19 protein-coding genes, 3 tRNA genes and 1 pseudogene are annotated in these 19,369 nt (G+C 37.3%); 15 read left to right on the plus strand and 8 right to left on the minus strand.

What is annotated here, in order from left to right:
• Positions 1-12 precede the first annotated feature (12 nt).
• The 8 genes and pseudogenes from AC1M9F_RS04840 to ahpC all read left to right on the plus strand — a co-directional run bounded on the left by AC1M9F_RS04840 (position 13) and on the right by ahpC (position 5,971).
• A tRNA-Met gene (locus tag AC1M9F_RS04840) sits at positions 13-89 on the plus strand.
• A 241-nt stretch (positions 90-330) separates the two neighbouring features.
• Positions 331-543, plus strand: coding sequence for a cold-shock protein (locus tag AC1M9F_RS04845; RefSeq protein ID WP_035267602.1), 213 nt, complete (start codon positions 331-333; stop codon positions 541-543).
• Positions 540-740: a hypothetical protein gene (locus AC1M9F_RS04850; protein WP_092766478.1), complete on the plus strand. Its 201-nt coding sequence runs from the start codon at positions 540-542 to the stop codon at positions 738-740. The genes AC1M9F_RS04845 and AC1M9F_RS04850 overlap by 4 nt, the downstream gene beginning before the upstream one ends.
• A 345-nt stretch (positions 741-1,085) precedes the next feature.
• On the plus strand, positions 1,086-1,307 hold the full coding sequence (locus AC1M9F_RS04855; RefSeq protein ID WP_035267598.1) for a hypothetical protein: 222 nt from the start codon (positions 1,086-1,088) through the stop codon (positions 1,305-1,307).
• Between the two features lie 321 nt (positions 1,308-1,628).
• Positions 1,629-3,713: a catalase gene (locus AC1M9F_RS04860; protein ID WP_481597195.1), complete on the plus strand. Its 2,085-nt coding sequence runs from the start codon at positions 1,629-1,631 to the stop codon at positions 3,711-3,713.
• Positions 3,714-3,947: 234 nt separating this feature from the next.
• A pseudogene (locus AC1M9F_RS04865) lies at positions 3,948-4,381 on the plus strand (uroporphyrinogen decarboxylase/cobalamine-independent methonine synthase family protein); the annotation flags it as partial.
• A 112-nt stretch (positions 4,382-4,493) separates the two neighbouring features.
• A complete protein-coding gene (locus AC1M9F_RS04870; protein ID WP_481586844.1) occupies positions 4,494-4,988 on the plus strand; it encodes a flavin reductase family protein in 495 nt (164 codons plus the stop codon).
• Positions 4,989-5,407: 419 nt separating this feature from the next.
• Positions 5,408-5,971, plus strand: coding sequence for an alkyl hydroperoxide reductase subunit C (ahpC, locus tag AC1M9F_RS04875; protein WP_035267594.1), 564 nt, complete (start codon positions 5,408-5,410; stop codon positions 5,969-5,971).
• Between the two features lie 45 nt (positions 5,972-6,016).
• On the opposite strand, the gene AC1M9F_RS04880 is transcribed toward ahpC, so the two are convergent.
• Positions 6,017-6,940, minus strand: a complete 924-nt coding sequence (locus AC1M9F_RS04880) for a LysR substrate-binding domain-containing protein (protein ID WP_481597196.1) — start codon at positions 6,938-6,940, stop codon at positions 6,017-6,019.
• A gap of 122 nt (positions 6,941-7,062) precedes the next feature.
• The gene (gene ycaC, locus AC1M9F_RS04885; RefSeq protein WP_035267592.1) at positions 7,063-7,689 is read right to left on the minus strand and encodes an isochorismate family cysteine hydrolase YcaC; all 627 of its coding nucleotides are present in this window, start codon (positions 7,687-7,689) and stop codon (positions 7,063-7,065) included.
• A gap of 300 nt (positions 7,690-7,989) precedes the next feature.
• Between ycaC and AC1M9F_RS04890 the strand changes: the two genes are divergently transcribed.
• From AC1M9F_RS04890 to AC1M9F_RS04900, 3 genes are all read left to right on the plus strand, one after another.
• Positions 7,990-8,859, plus strand: a complete 870-nt coding sequence (locus AC1M9F_RS04890) for a pirin family protein (protein WP_481597197.1) — start codon at positions 7,990-7,992, stop codon at positions 8,857-8,859.
• 448 nt (positions 8,860-9,307) lie between these two features.
• A complete protein-coding gene (locus AC1M9F_RS04895) occupies positions 9,308-10,606 on the plus strand; it encodes an FAD-dependent oxidoreductase (protein WP_481597198.1) in 1,299 nt (432 codons plus the stop codon).
• Between the two features lie 8 nt (positions 10,607-10,614).
• A complete protein-coding gene (locus AC1M9F_RS04900) occupies positions 10,615-11,454 on the plus strand; it encodes a class I SAM-dependent methyltransferase (protein ID WP_481597199.1) in 840 nt (279 codons plus the stop codon).
• A gap of 49 nt (positions 11,455-11,503) precedes the next feature.
• Here the strand turns inward: AC1M9F_RS04900 and AC1M9F_RS04905 are convergent.
• The 3 genes from AC1M9F_RS04905 to AC1M9F_RS04915 all read right to left on the minus strand — a co-directional run bounded on the left by AC1M9F_RS04905 (position 11,504) and on the right by AC1M9F_RS04915 (position 12,279).
• A tRNA-Thr gene (locus tag AC1M9F_RS04905) sits at positions 11,504-11,579 on the minus strand.
• Between the two features lie 177 nt (positions 11,580-11,756).
• Entirely contained in the window at positions 11,757-11,984 is a 228-nt protein-coding gene (locus AC1M9F_RS04910; protein WP_035267585.1) for a hypothetical protein, read from the minus strand.
• A gap of 204 nt (positions 11,985-12,188) precedes the next feature.
• Positions 12,189-12,279 (minus strand) — tRNA-Ser (locus AC1M9F_RS04915).
• 123 nt (positions 12,280-12,402) lie between these two features.
• Between AC1M9F_RS04915 and AC1M9F_RS04920 the strand changes: the two genes are divergently transcribed.
• Positions 12,403-14,283: a potassium transporter Kup gene (locus AC1M9F_RS04920; protein WP_481597200.1), complete on the plus strand. Its 1,881-nt coding sequence runs from the start codon at positions 12,403-12,405 to the stop codon at positions 14,281-14,283.
• 70 nt (positions 14,284-14,353) lie between these two features.
• Here the strand turns inward: AC1M9F_RS04920 and AC1M9F_RS04925 are convergent, their stop codons facing one another.
• Positions 14,354-14,716, minus strand: coding sequence for a hypothetical protein (locus AC1M9F_RS04925; RefSeq protein ID WP_481597201.1), 363 nt, complete (start codon positions 14,714-14,716; stop codon positions 14,354-14,356).
• Between the two features lie 300 nt (positions 14,717-15,016).
• Here AC1M9F_RS04925 and AC1M9F_RS04930 point away from each other — a divergent pair, with 300 nt between their 5' ends.
• Both AC1M9F_RS04930 and AC1M9F_RS04935 read left to right on the plus strand, forming a co-directional pair.
• Positions 15,017-16,060: a DNA/RNA non-specific endonuclease gene (locus AC1M9F_RS04930; RefSeq protein ID WP_481597202.1), complete on the plus strand. Its 1,044-nt coding sequence runs from the start codon at positions 15,017-15,019 to the stop codon at positions 16,058-16,060.
• A gap of 72 nt (positions 16,061-16,132) precedes the next feature.
• The gene (locus tag AC1M9F_RS04935) at positions 16,133-16,378 is read left to right on the plus strand and encodes a hypothetical protein (protein WP_179999072.1); all 246 of its coding nucleotides are present in this window, start codon (positions 16,133-16,135) and stop codon (positions 16,376-16,378) included.
• A 42-nt stretch (positions 16,379-16,420) separates the two neighbouring features.
• On the opposite strand, the gene AC1M9F_RS04940 is transcribed toward AC1M9F_RS04935, so the two are convergent.
• Positions 16,421-17,428, minus strand: coding sequence for an AraC family transcriptional regulator (locus AC1M9F_RS04940; RefSeq protein ID WP_035267577.1), 1,008 nt, complete (start codon positions 17,426-17,428; stop codon positions 16,421-16,423).
• A gap of 199 nt (positions 17,429-17,627) precedes the next feature.
• Between AC1M9F_RS04940 and AC1M9F_RS04945 the strand changes: the two genes are divergently transcribed.
• A complete protein-coding gene (locus AC1M9F_RS04945) occupies positions 17,628-18,263 on the plus strand; it encodes a hypothetical protein (protein WP_035267575.1) in 636 nt (211 codons plus the stop codon).
• A gap of 267 nt (positions 18,264-18,530) precedes the next feature.
• Here AC1M9F_RS04945 and hisF read toward each other — a convergent pair whose 3' ends face one another.
• Positions 18,531-19,289 (minus strand): imidazole glycerol phosphate synthase subunit HisF, encoded by a 759-nt coding sequence (hisF, locus tag AC1M9F_RS04950; protein WP_035267573.1) that lies wholly within the window; start codon positions 19,287-19,289, stop codon positions 18,531-18,533.
• Between the last annotated feature and the right edge of the window lie 80 nt (positions 19,290-19,369).

Below are 19,369 nucleotides of genomic sequence, written 5' to 3' on the forward strand. Positions count from 1 at the left end.
TGCACTTGTTGATGCGGGATGGAGCAGTCTGGTAGCTCGTCGGGCTCATAACCCGAAGGTCGTTGGTTCAAATCCAGCTCCCGCTACCAATTAAAAACTAATTTAAAAGTTTACAACCTAATTGCGGTCGATCTGTAGTTAGGTTTTTTTATTAAAGAAAATTAAATCAATAAATCAATTAAATATGTGTTATATTGGTTTTCTAGAATTATAATTTTATTGTTTACTAATTTTATTTTGATCTGATATTAATTACATCTTTCATTCTATTAAAAGTCTATCTTCAAAATTATTTTCTAATTATTCATTACATAATATAGGAAATAAATGATGTCTAATTTAACAACTGGTACAGTTAAGTGGTTCAACGAAACTAAGGGTTTCGGATTTATCGCTGTAGATAATGGTCAAGATGTATTTGCTCATTTTAGTGAAATTCGAGCAAATGGTTTCAAGAATCTAGTCGAAGGACAGCGAGTTCAATTTGTTGTACAACAAGGTCAGCGTGGCTTACAAGCAAGTGATATTGTAGCTATTTCATGAATACCTCATTAATTGAGGTGAAAGATCAGTTTGAAGTTAAATATGCAGTGATAGGTACATTTAATACTTCGCAGCATGCTTCGAACTTATCTCAAATAAATATTAAATTTATCACTGTTGATAATGAAAATATAAGACCTAGTTTTGATTTAAATTTTCATAGTTTAAATACTGGTAAAATTTACCAGCTCATTTAAATATTAAAATTAAACCATAAAGTATTTTTTATGGTATAATCATTGTTGATCGAATCCGTAAGCGAAACGGAAGTGTTTAGATAGAACTTAGAATTGCGTATTCTCAATTTATAGATTTTAATATCTATGATGTCTAAACAGTTAACGCAGAGCATGAACTCGCACCATGCCGATCTTAGAAGTCCACAATCTCATTGTGGGCTTTTTATAATTAAATACATGCTAATGTAAAATTGTAATTTGAATTATAGGCTTGAGCCTCTTCGATATCAGAATCCATACTCTCGATTTAAATATTTAATATTATTTTTAATTTTACATGAGCTCATGAATGAGTAAGTGAAAATGAATATCTCTAATGGCTGGACTACAGCAAAAGCAGTGAATGGTGAAACCATTCGAATTAACATTATCCCATTTCATAAAGTTCAAAATACGATGAGAGGGCAAATTCTTGTAGAAGTTTCTAAACAAGTTGAAGTCGAATCAGGTGAAGTATTTGAAATAAACTTAGATGGTCGATCTTTTTTCTTGGGATTTAACAATCTATATAAGATTATGATTTAAAAAATATTTTCCATAAAAGTCTAATGCGAAAAATTAGACTTTTATGGAAATAGAATCATAATATTAGTAACAGAATTATATAGATCACGATTAAGATTTACCCCATACATACCAATGGTGATTGTAGAAAAAATATCCGAAAATTATGTGAATAAAAGTTGGATAATTCATTTTTTAATATTGTTATTTTTAAGTAAAACTATAATGAGAATATCTTTTTAACGTACTAAGATAAATTCCTGTACAAATAGTGACCTGTATAAGTGCAATCTATGAAAGCACAACTTATTATCTTAACAACTATGTAATAAGGAAAATAACATGAGTAAGAAGAAGATCAGTAGCAATGCAAAAATTCAACAGTTTGAACAGGATAGCTATGTCGACCCTAAAGGTAAAACACTTACGACTTCACTAGGGGTTCCTGTAGTCGATAATCAGAATAGTCTTAAAGTAGGGGAGCGTGGTCCTACACTGTTAGAAGATTTTCTATTGCGCGACAAACTAATTCACTTTGATCGTGAGCGTATACCAGAACGAGTTGTCCATGCTCGAGGATTTGGTGCTCATGGATATTTTGAACCGTATAAAGGCAATGAAAAATGGACTAAAGCTAAATTTCTGACTGATACCAGCAATCCTACCCCTATTTTTGCGCGGATATCTACAGTTCAAGGTGGACGTGGCTCAGCAGATGTTGTGCGTGATGTTCGAGGTTTTTCTATTAAGTTTTATACGCAAGAAGGAAATTATGACTTAGTAGGAAACAATATTCCTGTTTTCTTTATACAAGATGCTATTAAATTTCCTGATTTTGTCCATGCTGTCAAGCCAGAAGATCCGAATGAAGTCCCGACTGGACAATCAGCACATGATACCTTCTGGGATTTCATTTCTTTAAATACCGAAACAGCACATATGACAACTTGGGTGATGTCAGATCGTGCTATTCCTCGTAATTTGCGTTCTATCCAAGGTTTCGGTGTACATACATTCAGACTTATCAATGCGCAAGGCAAAGCTCATTTAGTCAAATTTCATTGGACTCCAAAGCAAGGGGTTGCTCAAGTCGTATGGGACGAAGCATTAAAACTGAATGGCAAAGATCCTGATTTCCATCGACGAGATCTATGGGATGCAATCGAAAATGGAAATTATCCTGAATGGGAGCTAGGAGCTCAAATTTTCACGGAAGAAGAAGCTTCTGAATGGGATTTTGATGTTTTAGATCCAACTAAGCTTGTACCAGAGGAATTAGTACCTGTAACTCCATTAGGCAAATTTATATTGAACCGTAATACAGATGATTTCTTTGCCGAAACGGAGCAAGTTGCTTTTAGCCCAGCAAATATTGTATCTGGTATAGATTTTAGTAATGATCCTTTACTTCAAGGAAGATTATTTAGCTATACAGACACCCATCTACATCGTTTAGGTACAGCTAACTTTAACCAAATTCCAATTAATAAACCTGTATGCCCTTTTCATACAAATAGACGTGGTGGATTTGCTAACCATGAAGTTTACAAGGGAAAAGCAAATTATGAACCAAATTCAGTGGATGATAATTGGCCACGAGAAATTGGGCAGCAAGAAGGGGGATTTAGTTCTTATCCTGAACATGTGGAAGCAAGTAAATTACGTATTCGACCTGAAAGCTTTGCAGATCATTTCTCACAAGCGACACTTCACTATATGAGTTTGAAGAAGCATGAACAACAGCATATTAAAGATGCTTACGCATTTGAACTCTCTAAAGTTCAAGATGAAGAAATTCGTCAACGCGTGGTTGATCGAATTCTAGTAAATATCGATAAGGATCTCGCGACATACGTTGCAAATGAGTTAGGTTTAAAACTGTCTGATAAGCCAGCGATTAAAAAACAAAGTAAAGTTAAAATTTCAGAAAAACTTAGCATTGAGGCTTTCCCAGCATCAGATATTAAACAACGTAAAATTGCAGTACTTGTGCATAATGGTGCAAATGCAACTTCTGTAGATGCCGTGAAAGCATGGGCTGAAAGTGAAAATGCGGTTGCAGAAGTTTTAGCTCCAAGTGCAGCTCCAGTTAAATCTAAAGATGGAAAAGAAATTGCAGTAGATGGTCGACAAAATGGTGAGCCGTCAGTTACATATGACGCAATTGTTGTTATTGATGGCGATAATCTAGAAGCATTTAAGGCTGATGGAGTTGCAAAACACTATGTTCTTGAAACTTTTAAACATCTTAAACCAATTTATTTGCTTGGAGATAAAGAAAACCTTCTCGAATACTTTGGTATCGAACAAGATGATGCTATTTTTAGTAGTAAAACCTTTAAAGATCATCAAGATAAATTTAAGAAAGCGATACAAAATCACAGACTCTGGTCTCGAGAGGATATAGTAGCAAGTATCCCAGCATAAAAATAAGAGAAGCCTAGATTCACTATCTAGGCTCTTTTTTTAGGTAGTCATGATAGGTTTATTGATCGAATTATTTTGATTGGTCTTAAGTAAATATACCGTGAATAATCTGAGCACAGTTCATCATAGAGCTTTTAGACTCGTAATTCGAGCGACGTTAGATCGCTACTTGATTTATTTCTATTTATGACCTTGAGTAATTTGATACAAAGTTAATTTTGATTTGTCTAGAGAATTGCTATTCTTGAGCTAGCGCTTGAAAATTTGAAATGTGAAGCCGCCATACATATTTGTAAAAGTAATTCTATGAAAGATAATAAAAATGGGAAACGAACTTTGAATAATGAACGGCGTCCTTTTGAAACGTCACTCCCGATACTACAAAAATCTAAGTTGGGGCATCATTTCTTTAGAGTGCAAAACTCACATATATCCATGGATCTTATTGAACTGATTCGTGGAAGATAGTCATAATCGGTGTAATCGATGTGGCAACCAATCAAATTGAAACACTTGACGAAGTGGTGAACACTTTGCGTAAAGTTTTGCAATTTGTCGATGCTGATAAGCTATACCCTTCAACCAACTGTGAAATGATACCACTGTCTCGTCACGTGGGACGTGACAAACTTGAAGCCTTAAGTATGGGTTCAGCGATCTTAAACTAAGAAGTTAGTGCTTTAGCTGAGTTTATTTTCTACATTCAAGATGGATCATCTGTGCAATCACCTATATCCTAGGTTCGCACGAGTTTAGCAATTTATATTTGAGAAGAGAAAAATGGTTGAAGCTTCAGACTACAGAAACGCAATGTCTTTATTAACTACTGCAGTCAATATTATTACAACAGCTGGTGAAACAGGACAGCATGGTTTCACAGCGTCTGCTGTATGTAGCGTTACTGATTCACCTGCTACACTTTTGGTGTGTATGAATCAATCATCCCGATCTCATCAGTATTTTATTGAGAACAAAGTTTTATCTGTCAATGTGCTCAGTTCTCAACATGAGTCTCTTTCAAATGCTTTTGCATCGAGTCAATTGAGTGCAGAACAACGTTTTGGATTAGCCCAATGGGGTAAATTGAAAACAGGTTGCCCGGTCTTAAAGGACGCTTTAGTCAGTTTTGATTGTGAGATTGAGCAAATTCAACAAGTGGGCACACACAGTATTTTTATTTGCCGAGTTGTAGCCATTCAACAAAGCTCGCAAGAGGAAAGTCTTGTCTATTTTAATCGATCTTATCATCAGGTGAGTGCAGAAGAGGAAGTTTAATGAGCTAGAGCAGCAAGATTTTCAATCGTTTCTTATAATGATTATAGAAATAGATCAGCGTTTGATTAATGATCTTGGGAAAGATGGTGAATCGTAAGCCTCGAACAGTGAGCTTTCATAGTGTGAGGTTAAACCCAATGGATATTACTCGAATCGTTTATGGTCATACAGAGTGAATGATCTTTCTCTTTGGGATGAAAAAAGAAAAGTATTATTTTCAAAAATTTGAAACCAATTAAATAAGTTTTAAAAAAAATCAGTGTTTTATATTTAATTTATTCTCTTAAAGAAATATATTAACTTTTAAATCTGGAAATTCGATTGTTTTTATAAATACTTTCGGTTTTACCAATCCAGTCATCTTTTGTATTCTCTATTTCATCGAAGCAACACTCTCACAAAGAAATAGAGGAAAACACATGAGTTTAATCAATACTGAAGTCAAACCATTCAATGCAACTGCTTATCAAAATGGTGAGTTCATTGAAGTTTCTGAGCAAGATTTTAAAGGTAAATGGTCTGTTGTCTTTTTCTATCCTGCAGATTTTACATTTGTATGTCCAACAGAATTAGGCGATCTTGCTGATAACTATGCTGAATTCCAAAAGTTAGGTGTAGAAATTTATGGTGTATCTACAGATACTCATTTCACACATAAAGCTTGGCATGATACTTCAGATGTGATTGGTAAAATTCAGTATCCACTTATTGGTGACCCAACGTGGACATTGTCTAAAAACTTTGATGTATTGATTGAATCTGAAGGTTTGGCAGATCGTGGTACATTTGTAATTGATCCTGAAGGAAAAATTCAAATTGTAGAGATTAATGCAGGTGGTATTGGTCGTGATGCTCAAGAACTTCTTCGCAAAGTGAAAGCGGCTCAATATGTTCATGCCCACCCAGGCGAAGTATGTCCTGCGAAATGGAAAGAAGGTGATGCTACACTTGCACCATCAATCGATCTTGTAGGTAAGATCTAAATTAAGTTGAAAAGTAAAGAACCAGCACGATGTGCTGGTTTTTTATTAAGAGGCATAACCTTCTTGATTTTGTGCTGCTTGTCGTAAACCTTCAACCAAGTGGTCGATGAGTTTTTCCATCACGAGTCGTTGTCCTTTACGTGATGCATAAACGAGTTGCACAGTCCCTATATTTGAGCACCAGTCAGGTAAGATGTGTACAAGCCGTCCTGCTGCCAAATCCTTTTGTACTGTAAGATAAGGTAGATCTGCAATACCTAATCCATCCATCGCTGAATAATACACACCAGCCAAATCATTACTTTTAATACGTGGTTGTAATGGAATTTCAATGAGATCATGCCCTTCAATTCGGTGCAAATTCCATTGATAGTGTGTTTTTTGAGTTCCTAAAACAATTGTTGGAAAATCATTGATTTCAGTTGGATATTCTAAAACGCGACCCTGTAAAAGCTCAGGGGTTGCCACTAAACAATGAGTGGTTTTGATGACATCACGAACCACGATGGTGGAGTCTTCATTGGCAGAAAAATTAGTTCTGATCGCCAAGTCAATATCATCGTGCAATACATCTACGCGTCGGCTGGTTAATTCCATCTCGACTTGAACTTTTGGATAGCGCTTCAAAAAATCATTGAGTAAAGAGCGAATTTGATAACGCATCATTACGGGTGGGCAACTAATTTTAACTAGACCCTGAGGTTCACTTTTCTGTTTAAGTAAAACATTATGAGCGCAATCAACTTGGTTGATTACTTTTTCACATTCTTGAAAAAATTCTTGACCTAAAGGCGTTACTTTGAAATGGCGAGTAGAACGTTGAATGAGTGTGACATTAAATTTTGCTTCGAGTTCTAAAATACGTCGACTAAGCTTTGATTTAGTTATATTTGACGCGTCACTAGCAGCACTGAAACCGCCGTATTTAACGACCAAATAAAAATAGTAATAGTCATCAAATGAATGCAATTTTCACCTCGACGCCTGATCCGATAAAGTTTAAGCATAGGTTAAACTAAGCCGTTCAAGAAATCATCTTGGGTTTTGAATATGGTAAAAAAAAGCGACCCAAAGGTCGCTTTTATTAAATATTATTTTTTAGTGGTGTTCTTTACATAGCTAACCATTAAGTTTTTATAGTCAGGAATATGCTCACCGAATAAAGCACCTAAACCTTCGATATCATTACGCCAGTCACGATGTAACTCACCTGCAGCACCAAACCATGTCATAAGTTGAGCACCTGCTTGAGACATGCGGTTCCATGCAGCATCGCGCGTAATTTGGTTGAATGTACCAGATGCATCAGTAATCACGAATACATCAAAGTCTTCAGCAAGAGCTGAAAGTGTAGGGAATGCAACACATACTTCAGTCACAACACCAGCGATGATCAGTTGTTTTTTACCTGTCGCTTTAACAGCATTTACAAAATCTTCGTTATCCCAAGCATTGATTTGACCTGGACGCGCGATATATGGAGCATCAGGGAACATTTCAACTAATTCTGGAACGAGTGGACCATTAGGACCATCTTCAAAACTTGTTGTTAAAATTGTCGGCAAGTTAAAGTATTTTGCTGCTGCTGCGAGTGCTAAAACATTGTTTTTAAACTTATCAGGATCGATATCACGTACAAGAGAAAGAAGACCTGTTTGGTGATCGACTAAAAGCACTACTGCATTATCTTTATCTAAACGAACGTAAGGTTTGCCCATTATTATTAGCCTCTATGATGTTAGTAAGTGTGAATACGTATCAATGAACTCGTATTCAGTCACTAGTTATATTAGACTGAAAATGAGATAAATTTGTGACCATTTTTAGGATAATTAGTCTTATTAATAGGAATATTGTAATCATGAATTTCAAATTTCAGTGAATAGTCACATATATGAATTAATTTAGATTATTATAATCATAAAAATAGGAATCTGTGTGGCAGTAAAGCTCTTTTTATTTTCTGTGCAAAGTCTAAAATGAACGCATGTTCATCCTATCGAATATAGGAGTAAAAGATGAAAAGAGTAATTGGGGTTTATCGTAACCAACATACACATTGGGTTGGTGATGGTCTGCCAGTGCGTAACTTATTTTCTTATGATCGGTTAGGTCAAGCACTTAGTCCTTTTTTGTTATTAGATTATGGTGCACCACATCACTTTGAGCCAACGACACGTCAGTTAGGTGTTGGCTCACATCCTCATCGCGGATTTGAAACAGTGACTATCGCCTACCAAGGTGGTTTAGCACATAAGGATTCCAGTGGTGGTGGTGGTGTTATCGAGGCAGGAGATGTGCAATGGATGACTGCTGGGGCCGGATTGGTTCACGAAGAGTTTCATTCTCCTGAATTTGCTCAAAAAGGTGGAATTCTTGAAATGGCACAGCTTTGGGTCAATCTACCAGCCAAAGATAAAATGACTCAACCACGTTATCAAGCGATCACATCTCATGATATTCCAACAATTACCATGGATGATGATGCTGGTCACATCCGTGTAATTGCGGGTGAGTTTGGTGGTCATTATGGTCCTGCTGAAACATTTACTCCAATAAATGTGTGGGATGGTCAGCTTAAAGCTGAGTATGAAACATTCATACATGTTCCTGTAGATCACAACGTATTGGTTGTAGTGTTGAATGGTGAACTCGTAATTAATGGGGCTCAAAAAGTTCTAGACAGTTCAATTGTGATGTTTGCTCGTGATGGTGAGGCAGCAATTCAATTGCAAGCATATAAAGATACACAATTTTTAGTGCTTACAGGTGAGCCACTAAATGAGCCAATTCAAGGGCATGGACCATTCGTCATGAACACCAAAGAAGAAATCATTCAAGCTTTTCATGATTTCAATAATGGTAAATTTGGTGAAATTGCACGTTAATTGGAACGAGAAAAGCGGAAATATCATTTCCGCTTTTTTTGTAATCATCACTTTAAAAAAATAAAGGACCTCTATCCCACACAACAGAGGTCCTTATACGCTGTAATTTATATTTATTTTCTAGATCACATTCTATTTGTGTTTCTTATTAATGTGATGTAGTTCTCATTTTCAAAACAATGATAATGCATTTTTTTTAAGCTGTAAACTAAAAAATTAAATTATTGGTGAAAATATCTATTTTGTTTTTAAACATATTTTTTGATTTCTTAAAAAATACAAGTGTATTAAATATTTAGCGTATGACGAATAGTGTAGCAAGAATTTTACGCAAATTTATTTGATTAAAAATTAATCAAAAACAAATAAAATCTGGAAGTTTTTAATAGCAAGTTTCAAAGTGTTCTATCGCATAATTAAAAAAATTTTTAATGCTTGGATCATAATTTTGAAAATTGCAGTGATTGGAAGTGGTATGGCAGGGTTGGCAACTGCGAGAATTCTCAAGGATGCTGGTCACCAGATCACAGTTTTCGAGGCGCTTCCAGGGCGTGGTATGGATAGTTATAGTCTTGAGTATGAAGGTGGGATTATTGATTCGCCATTACGTGTCATGAATCCAATGCTCTGGAAAAATACATTGAGTCTTGCCACACATTTGGGTCTCAACACTTTTCCAGTACGTACATATATGTCATGTAGCTGGTTATTTGAAGATAAAATCGAAACTTGGCTGACAACATCACGTTCACGCATAGGCAACTTTCCAATCATTAACAATCGAAAAGGATTAAAGCAATATGGCATCCGTTTAGTGAAAGGGATGTTACAACTTAGATCTGCATTGAAGCAGTTTTTTAAATCTAAAAATCAAGATATCACTTTAGATGAGTTCGTTAAATATAACCAAATAGAAGAAGTATTTTGGAATGGGGCAGTCATGCCTGTCCTATTTACCATTTGTACATGTGATGCCAAAACAATTGGTGAATGGCCAGCGAAACCATTGTTGATTTTCTTACGCCAACTGACGGATGGAGATGCACTCCTTCGAATTCAAGGTGGGACGCCAGCTTTCGTTGATAAATTGCTGGAAGATATCGATTTAAGAAGTGGGCAGCCCATTACTCGTGTACAAGAGCAGGGTGATTTAGTCTATGTGGAAAATGAAGCAGGTGAATCTGACTTATTTGATCGCGTGATTGTCGCGACACCAACAACAAAAGTTCATGAGTTTTTAGATGCTGAACAGTTTGCGGATGATATTGCACTTCTCAAACAATTTAAGTTTGTTGATGGTGAATTGGTCATTCATACTGATTCAGTGGTAATGCCTGTGAAGCGTAAAGATTGGTGCGTATTGAGTTATATGATGGATCGTAAATTTACTAAACAGCATTTCACTGTTTGGCTGAATTCGATTGAGCCAACATTAGTGGGTAAATCTCCTGTTTTTCAAACTTGGAATCCAGTAATTGAGATTGATCCTAAAAAAGTAATACATAAAGTGAAACTCACTAGAGCTGTTGTAGACCGACATACTCTACCACTAACGCATGAGTTGAATGCTCGTCACCAACAACAAGGTCGTAAAGTATTTTATTGTGGCTCTTGGTCATGTGATGGATTACCAATTTTGGAGTCAGCGGTGACTTCAGCAATGGATATAGCAAAATTACTCGATGCGCCGTTACCATTTTTAGGTTTAAAGCCTAAGGTACAGGTTGCACCAGAGTTAGGATATTAAGGGATTGAATGAAGAAGCTCCAAGCATGGATGAAAGCCTCTCGACATAAATATGCGATCAATGCAGCTTTATTGGGGGATTACCGTAATTGTGCTTGGAGTAATTTAGGTCTGTGGAAAACTGACCAGCTGAATTATCCACAAGCCTGCGAGTTACTCGCAATAACCCTTGCTCAATCTATTGATTTAAATTCAAAAGATAAATTAATTGATTTAGGTTGTGGACAAGGTGCTAGCCTAATTTTATGGAAAGAAAAATTTCAAATCGAATACTTGGAAGGAATTGAATTACAAGAATATTATGTAAATCATACGCGTAAGTTTTTACCTCATGTCAATCGGATCTCGCAGGGAACATTTTTAAATTTAGAATCTAGATCATTTGAATTTAAATTTGATGCGGCAATTTGCATCGATGCTGCTTATCACAGTAATTTGAATTTATTTCTTCGTTCTGTAGATGGTATTTTGAATTCAAAAGGACGCTTAGCATTTCATTATCTTGCTTTGAATTCAAAGTTCTATACTTTGAGTCCTCTAGCGCAATTGAAAGTTAAATTATTATTAAAAGCAGCTGACGTTCAACTGAACCATTTGCACTCATTCGATGAAACACAATCAATCTTAGTGCAAACGGGTTTTAGAGATATACATATTCAAGATTTGAGTCACGAGGTATTTGCAGGATTTGCAACGTATATTCAGAGTGATATTTTTAAAAATAACATCCAAGCTCATTCGTATCACGTTTTAGATTTGGCAAAAATTAAGATGACAGCAAAGTTGTGTGCGAAACTTTATCAAGAGGGGATCGTGCGATATGTACAAGTGAGTGCAAGTAAAAAATAAATCATCAAAAACAACAAAGCCTCACTAAAAAGCGAGGCTAAGTATAAAATGGTGCCGGCACACGGATTCGAACTGTGGACCTACTGATTACAAGTCAGTTGCTCTACCAACTGAGCTATGCCGGCAACGTGGAGAGAATAATAGCGTTTTTTCACTAAAACGCAAGTCAAAAATTAATCGATTAATTAAAATTGAGCAGGATGAATTGTTTTTGCTTTATTTTTGATCGTCTTTTCTCCTCATTTTATAGTGATGCCCGTCATAGCGTGTACAGGCATCTTGAGAAAATTTTATAGGATCAGCTATTTGTTTTTTAGAATACGATCAAGGTCTTGTGCACACTCTTCAAGAGTATAAGCCATATCAAATTGCATTTGAGGTTTTAACTCTTGTGCTAATTTTCTCCATTGCTCAATTAATCTTAGCGCTTTTTGAATTTTGTGTTTATTCACATCTTTAGCGATAGTGGGTGTGTAGCCACCACGTTTTGCATTTTTAATTTGTTTTACATAGTTGGCGCTGTTATTCATATTATCTCCGGAATAGCAGGTTCTCTATTATAGGTGTGCAAAAATCATCTATTTGAATAACGTTGTTAGGTTGTTCAGCTCCTTAAGTATTGTTTTTATTAACTTAACATGATGTTGATGACAGTAAAATGAAGCGAGATACGTGCCAAAAGCGAAGTTTTAGGCGAAAAAAAACCGAATCTCATGATTCGGTTTTTTAAATTCTGGCGGTGAAAGAGGGATTCGAACCCTCGATACGCTATTAACGTATACACACTTTCCAGGCGTGCTCCTTCAGCCACTCGGACACTTCACCAAGGCGTGCGATGATAACTAAAAAAAAAGCAGATGCCAAGTTGAAACAATTGATTTAAAGAAAAAGTTTTTAGCCAGTGATATGATTGCCGAAAAATTCTGTCGAATGCATGAAGACTAAAATATGCAAAGCACTGCAAAAAAAGCCGCACTTCCTGCGGTAACATTGGCAGCATTAGGGGTGGTGTTTGGTGACATTGGAACCAGTCCTCTGTATGCATTGCGTCAATGCTTCCTTACGGCTCATATTGCAATTACTGAGGCAACCGTTCTGGGCATTTTGTCGCTCATTTTCTGGTGCATGATGCTCACCATCAGCTTTAAATATGTCTCAGTCATCATGAAGGCAGATAACAATGGTGAAGGCGGTATTATGTCGCTTCTTGCCTTGAATCTACGTTCAACTCGTATTGCAGATCAGCGCAAAATTTATCTCATTGCCTTGGGCTTTATTGGTGCATCACTGTTTTTTGGTGATGGCATTATTACCCCAGCAATTTCTATTTTATCTGCGATTGAAGGTTTAAGTATTGCGACTCCGATGTTTAATCAATGGTTATTACCATTGGCCATCGGTATTTTAACAGCACTGTTTTTAATTCAGCGCCACGGCACGGCGACCATGGGTAAGTTCTTTGGACCAATCACATTATTGTGGTTTGCATCTATTGGACTATTAGGCTTATGGAGTGTTATGCAAACACCGTTCGTGTTGGCAATGATCAGTCCGCACTGGGCGTTTGGCTTTATCATCAACCAACCTTTTGTTGCATTCCTCACGATGGGTGCCGTCATTTTAACGATGACGGGGGGTGAAGCACTATATGCAGATATGGGACATTTTGGTCGCATGCCCATTAAGCTTGCTTGGTTTGTGATTGTATTGCCAAGTCTAGTTTTTAACTATGCGGGTCAAGGTGCTTTACTTTTACGAGACCCAAATGCAATTGAGAACCCATTTTACCTGTTGGTCCCTGATTGGGCTTTATTTCCAATGATTGGTCTTGCAACCGCTGCTGCTGTGATTGCCTCACAAGCGGTGATTACGGGTGTATTCTCAATGGTCAATCAAGCGATCCAATTACGCTATTTACCGCGTTTAACCGTGCAACACACCTCTGATATTGAACAAGGACAAATCTATGTCCCATTCATCAACTGGGTATTATTTATTTCAGTCATTATTCTCATTTTATTATTTGAAAATAGTGCGAATCTTGCCAGTGCCTATGGTGTAGCAGTGACCATGACGATGCTGTGTGGTACGATTTTAATTTCGATTTTAGCTTATGGCGTTTGGCGCTGGCCTGTTTGGAAAGTAGCCCTTTTTGCTGTGCCTTTATTGATCATCGACCTCATTTTTGTTGCTTCGACTTCTTTAAAAATTGTTGGTGGTGGATGGGTGCCAATCTTGATTGGTGCAATTGTATTTACCGTTTTAATGACGTGGAAAGATGGCCGTCAAATCGTACTTAATAAGCTTGAGTCTGATGCGTTACCTATTGATCTCTTTATTCAAAGTGTCAAGATGAGTGATGAAACGCTGATCGTTCCTGGGGATGCAATTTTCCTCACAGGAACACCTAATATCATTCCACATGCGATGTTGCACAATATTAAGCATAATAAGGTTCTACACGAACGTAATATGATGATTACGGTCATTACTAAAGATGTACCATATGTACCTGATATTGAGAGAATTCGTGTAGAAAAGATGGATAATCGATTCTTTAGGATTTTTGTATATTATGGGTTTAAAGACCAACCCAACATTCCAGTTGCGCTGAAAGCGGCATATGAGCAGTTAAATTTTGAATTTGATATGATGCAAATTAGTTTCTTTATTTCACGTGATCGTCTGATTCATACCGTGGGAGAAGGAATGGCGCCATGGCGTGAAAAATTATTTATATCAATGCAGCGGAATACCAGTCCTGTGAGTGATTTCTATTTAATCCCACCAAATCGCGTAGTCGAAATGGGAAGCCAGATCGAAATCTGAGTAAGCGTTTGCTAAAATTTTGGATATAAAAAAACCGCCTCAAGGCGGTTTTTTTATTAAGTCTAATACCTTACTCAGCCGCTGGTGCTTCTACAGGGGCTTCTTCAGTTGCATTTACTTCAGGTTGAGCTGGAACTGCAGTTTGTGTTTGAGGAGCAGTTTCTTCTGCTTCAGCAGGTGGTAAGTTTCCAATAGGCGCTTTCGCATCAGCAGGCGCTTGTGTTGTAGCACCTTCAGAAATAACTTTCATCTGACCATTAGCTAATACTTCTTGTAAAGTACCAGGCTGACCATTCACTGTTGTTACGACTTTAGCTTTAGAAAGGCTTTCCAAAGTTTCGCCAGCTTGAACTGGTGGCTCAGCAAATGCACTTGCACTTGCCAAAGATAAACCCATTACTAATGCTGTCAAAGAAGTATGTGCTAATTTCATAGTGTCCTCACTTTCAATTCTTTTAATTTACTAAATAACTTTTATAGCATTTCACAAGTAATTGATGTAATTCAATCAAATACACGTAAAACCTTAAAGAGTATTAAAAAACTATTCTATAAAAACAACAATTTGTTACTTATTTTGAGTGATATTTGAACGGAATGCGAAGATCCTTTATTCACTTGAAAATTCACTTGATGTACTTCAAATCCATAGCTTGTTAAGCTGTGGCCGGTTTTGAATAAAGCCCACGCATTGGGCCAGAAGTTGAACACGGAATGAATAGGTAATCTGAGTTTGAATAATATTGTGGTAAAAGCTGTATTAGGTATTGTTGCAGCAGGAAGCTTTGCAATTGCTTTCGGTCAAGAAAAGTTGTCTTCATATCTGCCATTTTCAGGTTCGGTTAATAATACAGCTTGTCTAAATCAATTTTATCGCCAAGAGCCACCTTATTTAATCAAAGAGAGCTTAAATAAAGATCGCTACCCATTATGCTTTAATGGATTCACCACTATGTATTCTGGTGTCTCAAAAACACCATTATGGGTAGCTGAATATCTGAATCCAGATCGGCTGAGCCAAAAAATAAAAAGAGAAGACAGTTTCCATGAGGAGACTCGTGTAGCAGAAAAGCATCGAGCATTATTGTCAGATTATCGTGGGTCGGGATATGACCGTGGTCATATGGCTCCAAATGCTGATATGCCAAATAAAGCTGCACAGTACGACAGTTTTTCTTTAGCCAATATGGTTCCTCAAGCTCCGCAGAATAACCAACAAATCTGGCGAGAAATTGAGGAAGCGACACGTGCAATCGTTATGAAGCAGAAACATGATGTGTATGTGATTACCGGGCCTGTATATAGTGGCAAAAAACTGAAAACCATTGGACGCGGTGTTATTGTTCCAACAGCAGTGTTTAAAGCCGTATATATACCTAAAACAGGTGCTATTGGCGCATATTACGCTCCAAATAATAATTCACTACAGATGCAATTGGTCAGTGTATGCCAGTTAGAAGAAGTGCTTGGCATGAATCTGTTTCCTCAACTTACATCTGAGCAAAAGCGTAATACTTATAAATTGCCATTAAAAGCCAATCAGGTCAAAGCTCAACAAGCCATAGAGTATTCGCACTGGGATGCCGAAAGCCAATGTGCAGTTGATATCTCAACAGATCAACTCAAAGCGCTGCAAAAAGAGTTTAGTAGTCAAAGCGTACCTGTCAATACAACCGCAACGAATCAAGAGGCTAAGATCGATGAACAAGCACAAGATGCAATCGTGAAAGAGTTGGTTCAAGCGTTGTTGCAATATTTATTACAAATCCTTAAATAAAAAAGCTCGAATTCGCCCTGAAGATTCATTTATCTTCAGGGATTGATATTTATAAACTTAAAGAGATTTGCCATGTTTAAGCCTTTTGAAAATGGGACTGAGTCACATTCCATTCATGACTTGACGCTTGAAAACGATCTTGATCGTGTGAGTATTTATGGCAACTTGCAAATCACCAAAGATCAAGCCGGTTTAGCCGCTGCGAAAGCGTTAAAACAATATTTAGATGCAATGGTCATCTACTTAGAAGATCAAAAAAATTTAGCAGAAAAAATAGAAACGACGGCTGAGAATGAAATAGAAAATCCTTTCTTGTGATTCATCAATCATCTTTAGACTGAAGACTTAAATTCACAATCATCAAGTGCGAATATGATGTTGAATACGCCACTGTTGGGGTGTCATCTTCATCCACTGACGAAATGCGCGTTGGAATGCACTTTGTTCAGAATAACTGAGCAATAACGAAATCTCATGTAAGCTGAGATAAGGATCTTGTAGATATTGAATCGCTAGAAGTTTGCGGACTTCTTGAACACGCTGCTGATAGGTATCACCTTGATTTTGTAAATGGCGCTGAAGTTGTCTGACGGACATTCCCACTTGTTCTGCGACAGTTTGAATTTGATAATTGTGTCTCTGTATTCCAATCAGAATGGCTTGCTGTAACCGCTCATCGATTTGTGTGTTGTTGGGGAGTCGACTTAACAAATCTTGAGCTTGTTGCATCAGGAGTTTTTGTAAAGTTTGATCAGCTTGTTTAATCGGTGCTTGTAGGAGCTGGCTTGGAAAAGTAAGCTTGACATGAGGCTGAGAGAATTTTACTTTGCTCTGAAAAAAACGCTCATAAATCGCAATATTTTTTGGTGCTGGAAAGCGAAAGTGAATTTCTTGAATATGTAAATGCTCAATACCCGCATAACGTTTTAGAAATTCAACCAATAATGCCATCGCAATTTCATCCGTGATTTGTGTCGACAAATGCATTGGCAAATCTTCCCAACGTACGCTAAATACGCCTTGCTCCAGATCAACGGCGAGAGGTGTACCATCATAAATTAAACGATGATATTCATGATAACGGGTGAGTGCTTCTGCTAGGTTATCGCATGATAAAGCGATATACGCGATAATGCCTAAATGTTGCGGTTTGACCCATTGAGCAATTTCTAACCCTAACGCAGGTTGTGGGTGTACTTCATAAATTTCATTTAATATTTCACGCCAAATGCTAAAGTCAAAGCGTTCGGCTTGCTGAATACTTGCCAATTTTGCAGAAATAGGGAGACCGCTCTCTTCACAATAATTATGTAAGAGATGTCCAAGTCCACCATGAACCGAGCCTGAATAATCCTTTATCTGCTGCATGTGATTAATACTTTTCTTGTTTTATCAATTGAAATCACGATGAGTTATTAAGCCTGTTTTTACAGTGCCATACAAGCGCTTTTTCTACCATACGACATTGAAAAATATGTCGTGATTTGTCAATGAAAATTTTATCTTGCGTCAATGGTTGAGAGCTTGAGTTAGATATATTGAAAGAAAAGAAACAGGGATTTTGAACATGATTAAAGGTTTTGTTGCAGGCTTAATCATTGCCAATGGATTTGAATGGGTCGCGCATAAATATGTTCTACATGGTGTACACCGTCCGGGTAAAGCGAGGTTTAGTCCTGTGCCTAAAAATATGGAATCTCATTGGGCACATCACCGTGAAGTTAGAACACAAGATTTCCATGATGAGGGTTATGTAGAGGGAATCTCAAATTGGCGAACAAAAAATGAAATCGTATCATTGGGGATTGTTGCTGCTGTATTTGGAACAGCATTTTATCCAATCTCGAAAGGCATGAGTTTATCCGTGCTTTATAGTGCTTGTAACTACTACTACACGCATCGCAGAGCTCACCTCGAACCTCATTGGGCAAAAAAGAAAATTCCTTGGCACTATGACCACCATATGAACGCCAATCAAGATGCAAATTGGTGTGTCACTAAGCCTTGGTTTGATTACATTTTAGGGACACGTGTCATTTCAACGCCAGATTTGAAGGAAGATAACCCTTTAGGGGTGCAGTTACCGTCTTTTATTTCAAAACGAGTCAATCATATTGTTGAACAATATTTCCCCGCAAAGTGGGTTGAGCAGATAGCAGCGCGCTCCGATATTTCAAAAAAAGCTTTGGCTATAGTGGAGTAAGTCAGATTAGATATGGAATTGGCTGAATTGACATCTGGTTTGTCATGATTGGTCAATAAAATATGTAGCTTTTGTCAAGATTTCGTGCAGATCTGTCATTTATGATATGAGATGAATAAATCGGAGAATGAAAATCTGATGGTAGAACTCTCCAGTTTATCGCTTTGCATAACGAACCAAGCGCTGTTTTTTCTTGGTTTTTAGGGCCTTCGGGCTCTTTTTTTTTGAAAAAAAAAGAGGCTCTTGCCTCTTTTTTATGGGGCATGATTAAAGACGCATTTCAATGCCTTGTTCAGCTAAATATTGTTTTGCTTCTGGGATGGTGTGTTGACCAAAGTGGAAGATAGAGGCTGCAAGCACCGCATCAGCACCCCCTTGTAAAATTCCGTCTGCTAGATGTTGAAGATTACCCACACCGCCTGAAGCAATCGTTGGAATCGTTACACGATCATTAATCTGACGCATCAATGCTAAGTCATAACCAGCTTTTGTACCATCTGCATCCATTGACGTAATGAGCAATTCTCCTGCGCCGTATTCTGCCATTTTCACAGACCATTCAATCGCATCGATACCCGTTGGTTTGCGACCACCATGTGTGAAAATTTCCCACTTATTTTCACCCGTTTTTTTTGCATCAATCGCAACTACAATACATTGTGCACCAAAACGTTGAGAGGCTTCTTGAACGAATTCAGGGTTAAAGACAGCAGCTGAGTTAATACTGACTTTGTCTGCACCAGCGTTAAGCAATAAACGAATATCTTCAACTTTACGAACACCGCCACCTACAGTCAGTGGTACAAATACAGTTTCAGCCATGCGCTCAACCGTACGGTAAGTGGTGTCACGGCCATTAGATGTTGCAGTGATATCGAGAAAAGTAATCTCATCTGCACCTTGTTCGTTATAACGACGTGCTACTTCAACTGGGTCGCCTGCATCACGAATATCAAGGAATTGAACACCTTTTACAACTCGACCGTTATCTACGTCGAGGCAAGGAATAATACGTTTAGCAAGCATAATTTTTTCCAAAAATAACAGCCGATTATGAAACTTACAGACTTTGGTGCTACACCTTGGTAGTCGGAGCAGGTATTCTA

It is taken from the genome of Acinetobacter sp. ANC_7504, assembly GCF_056779995.1.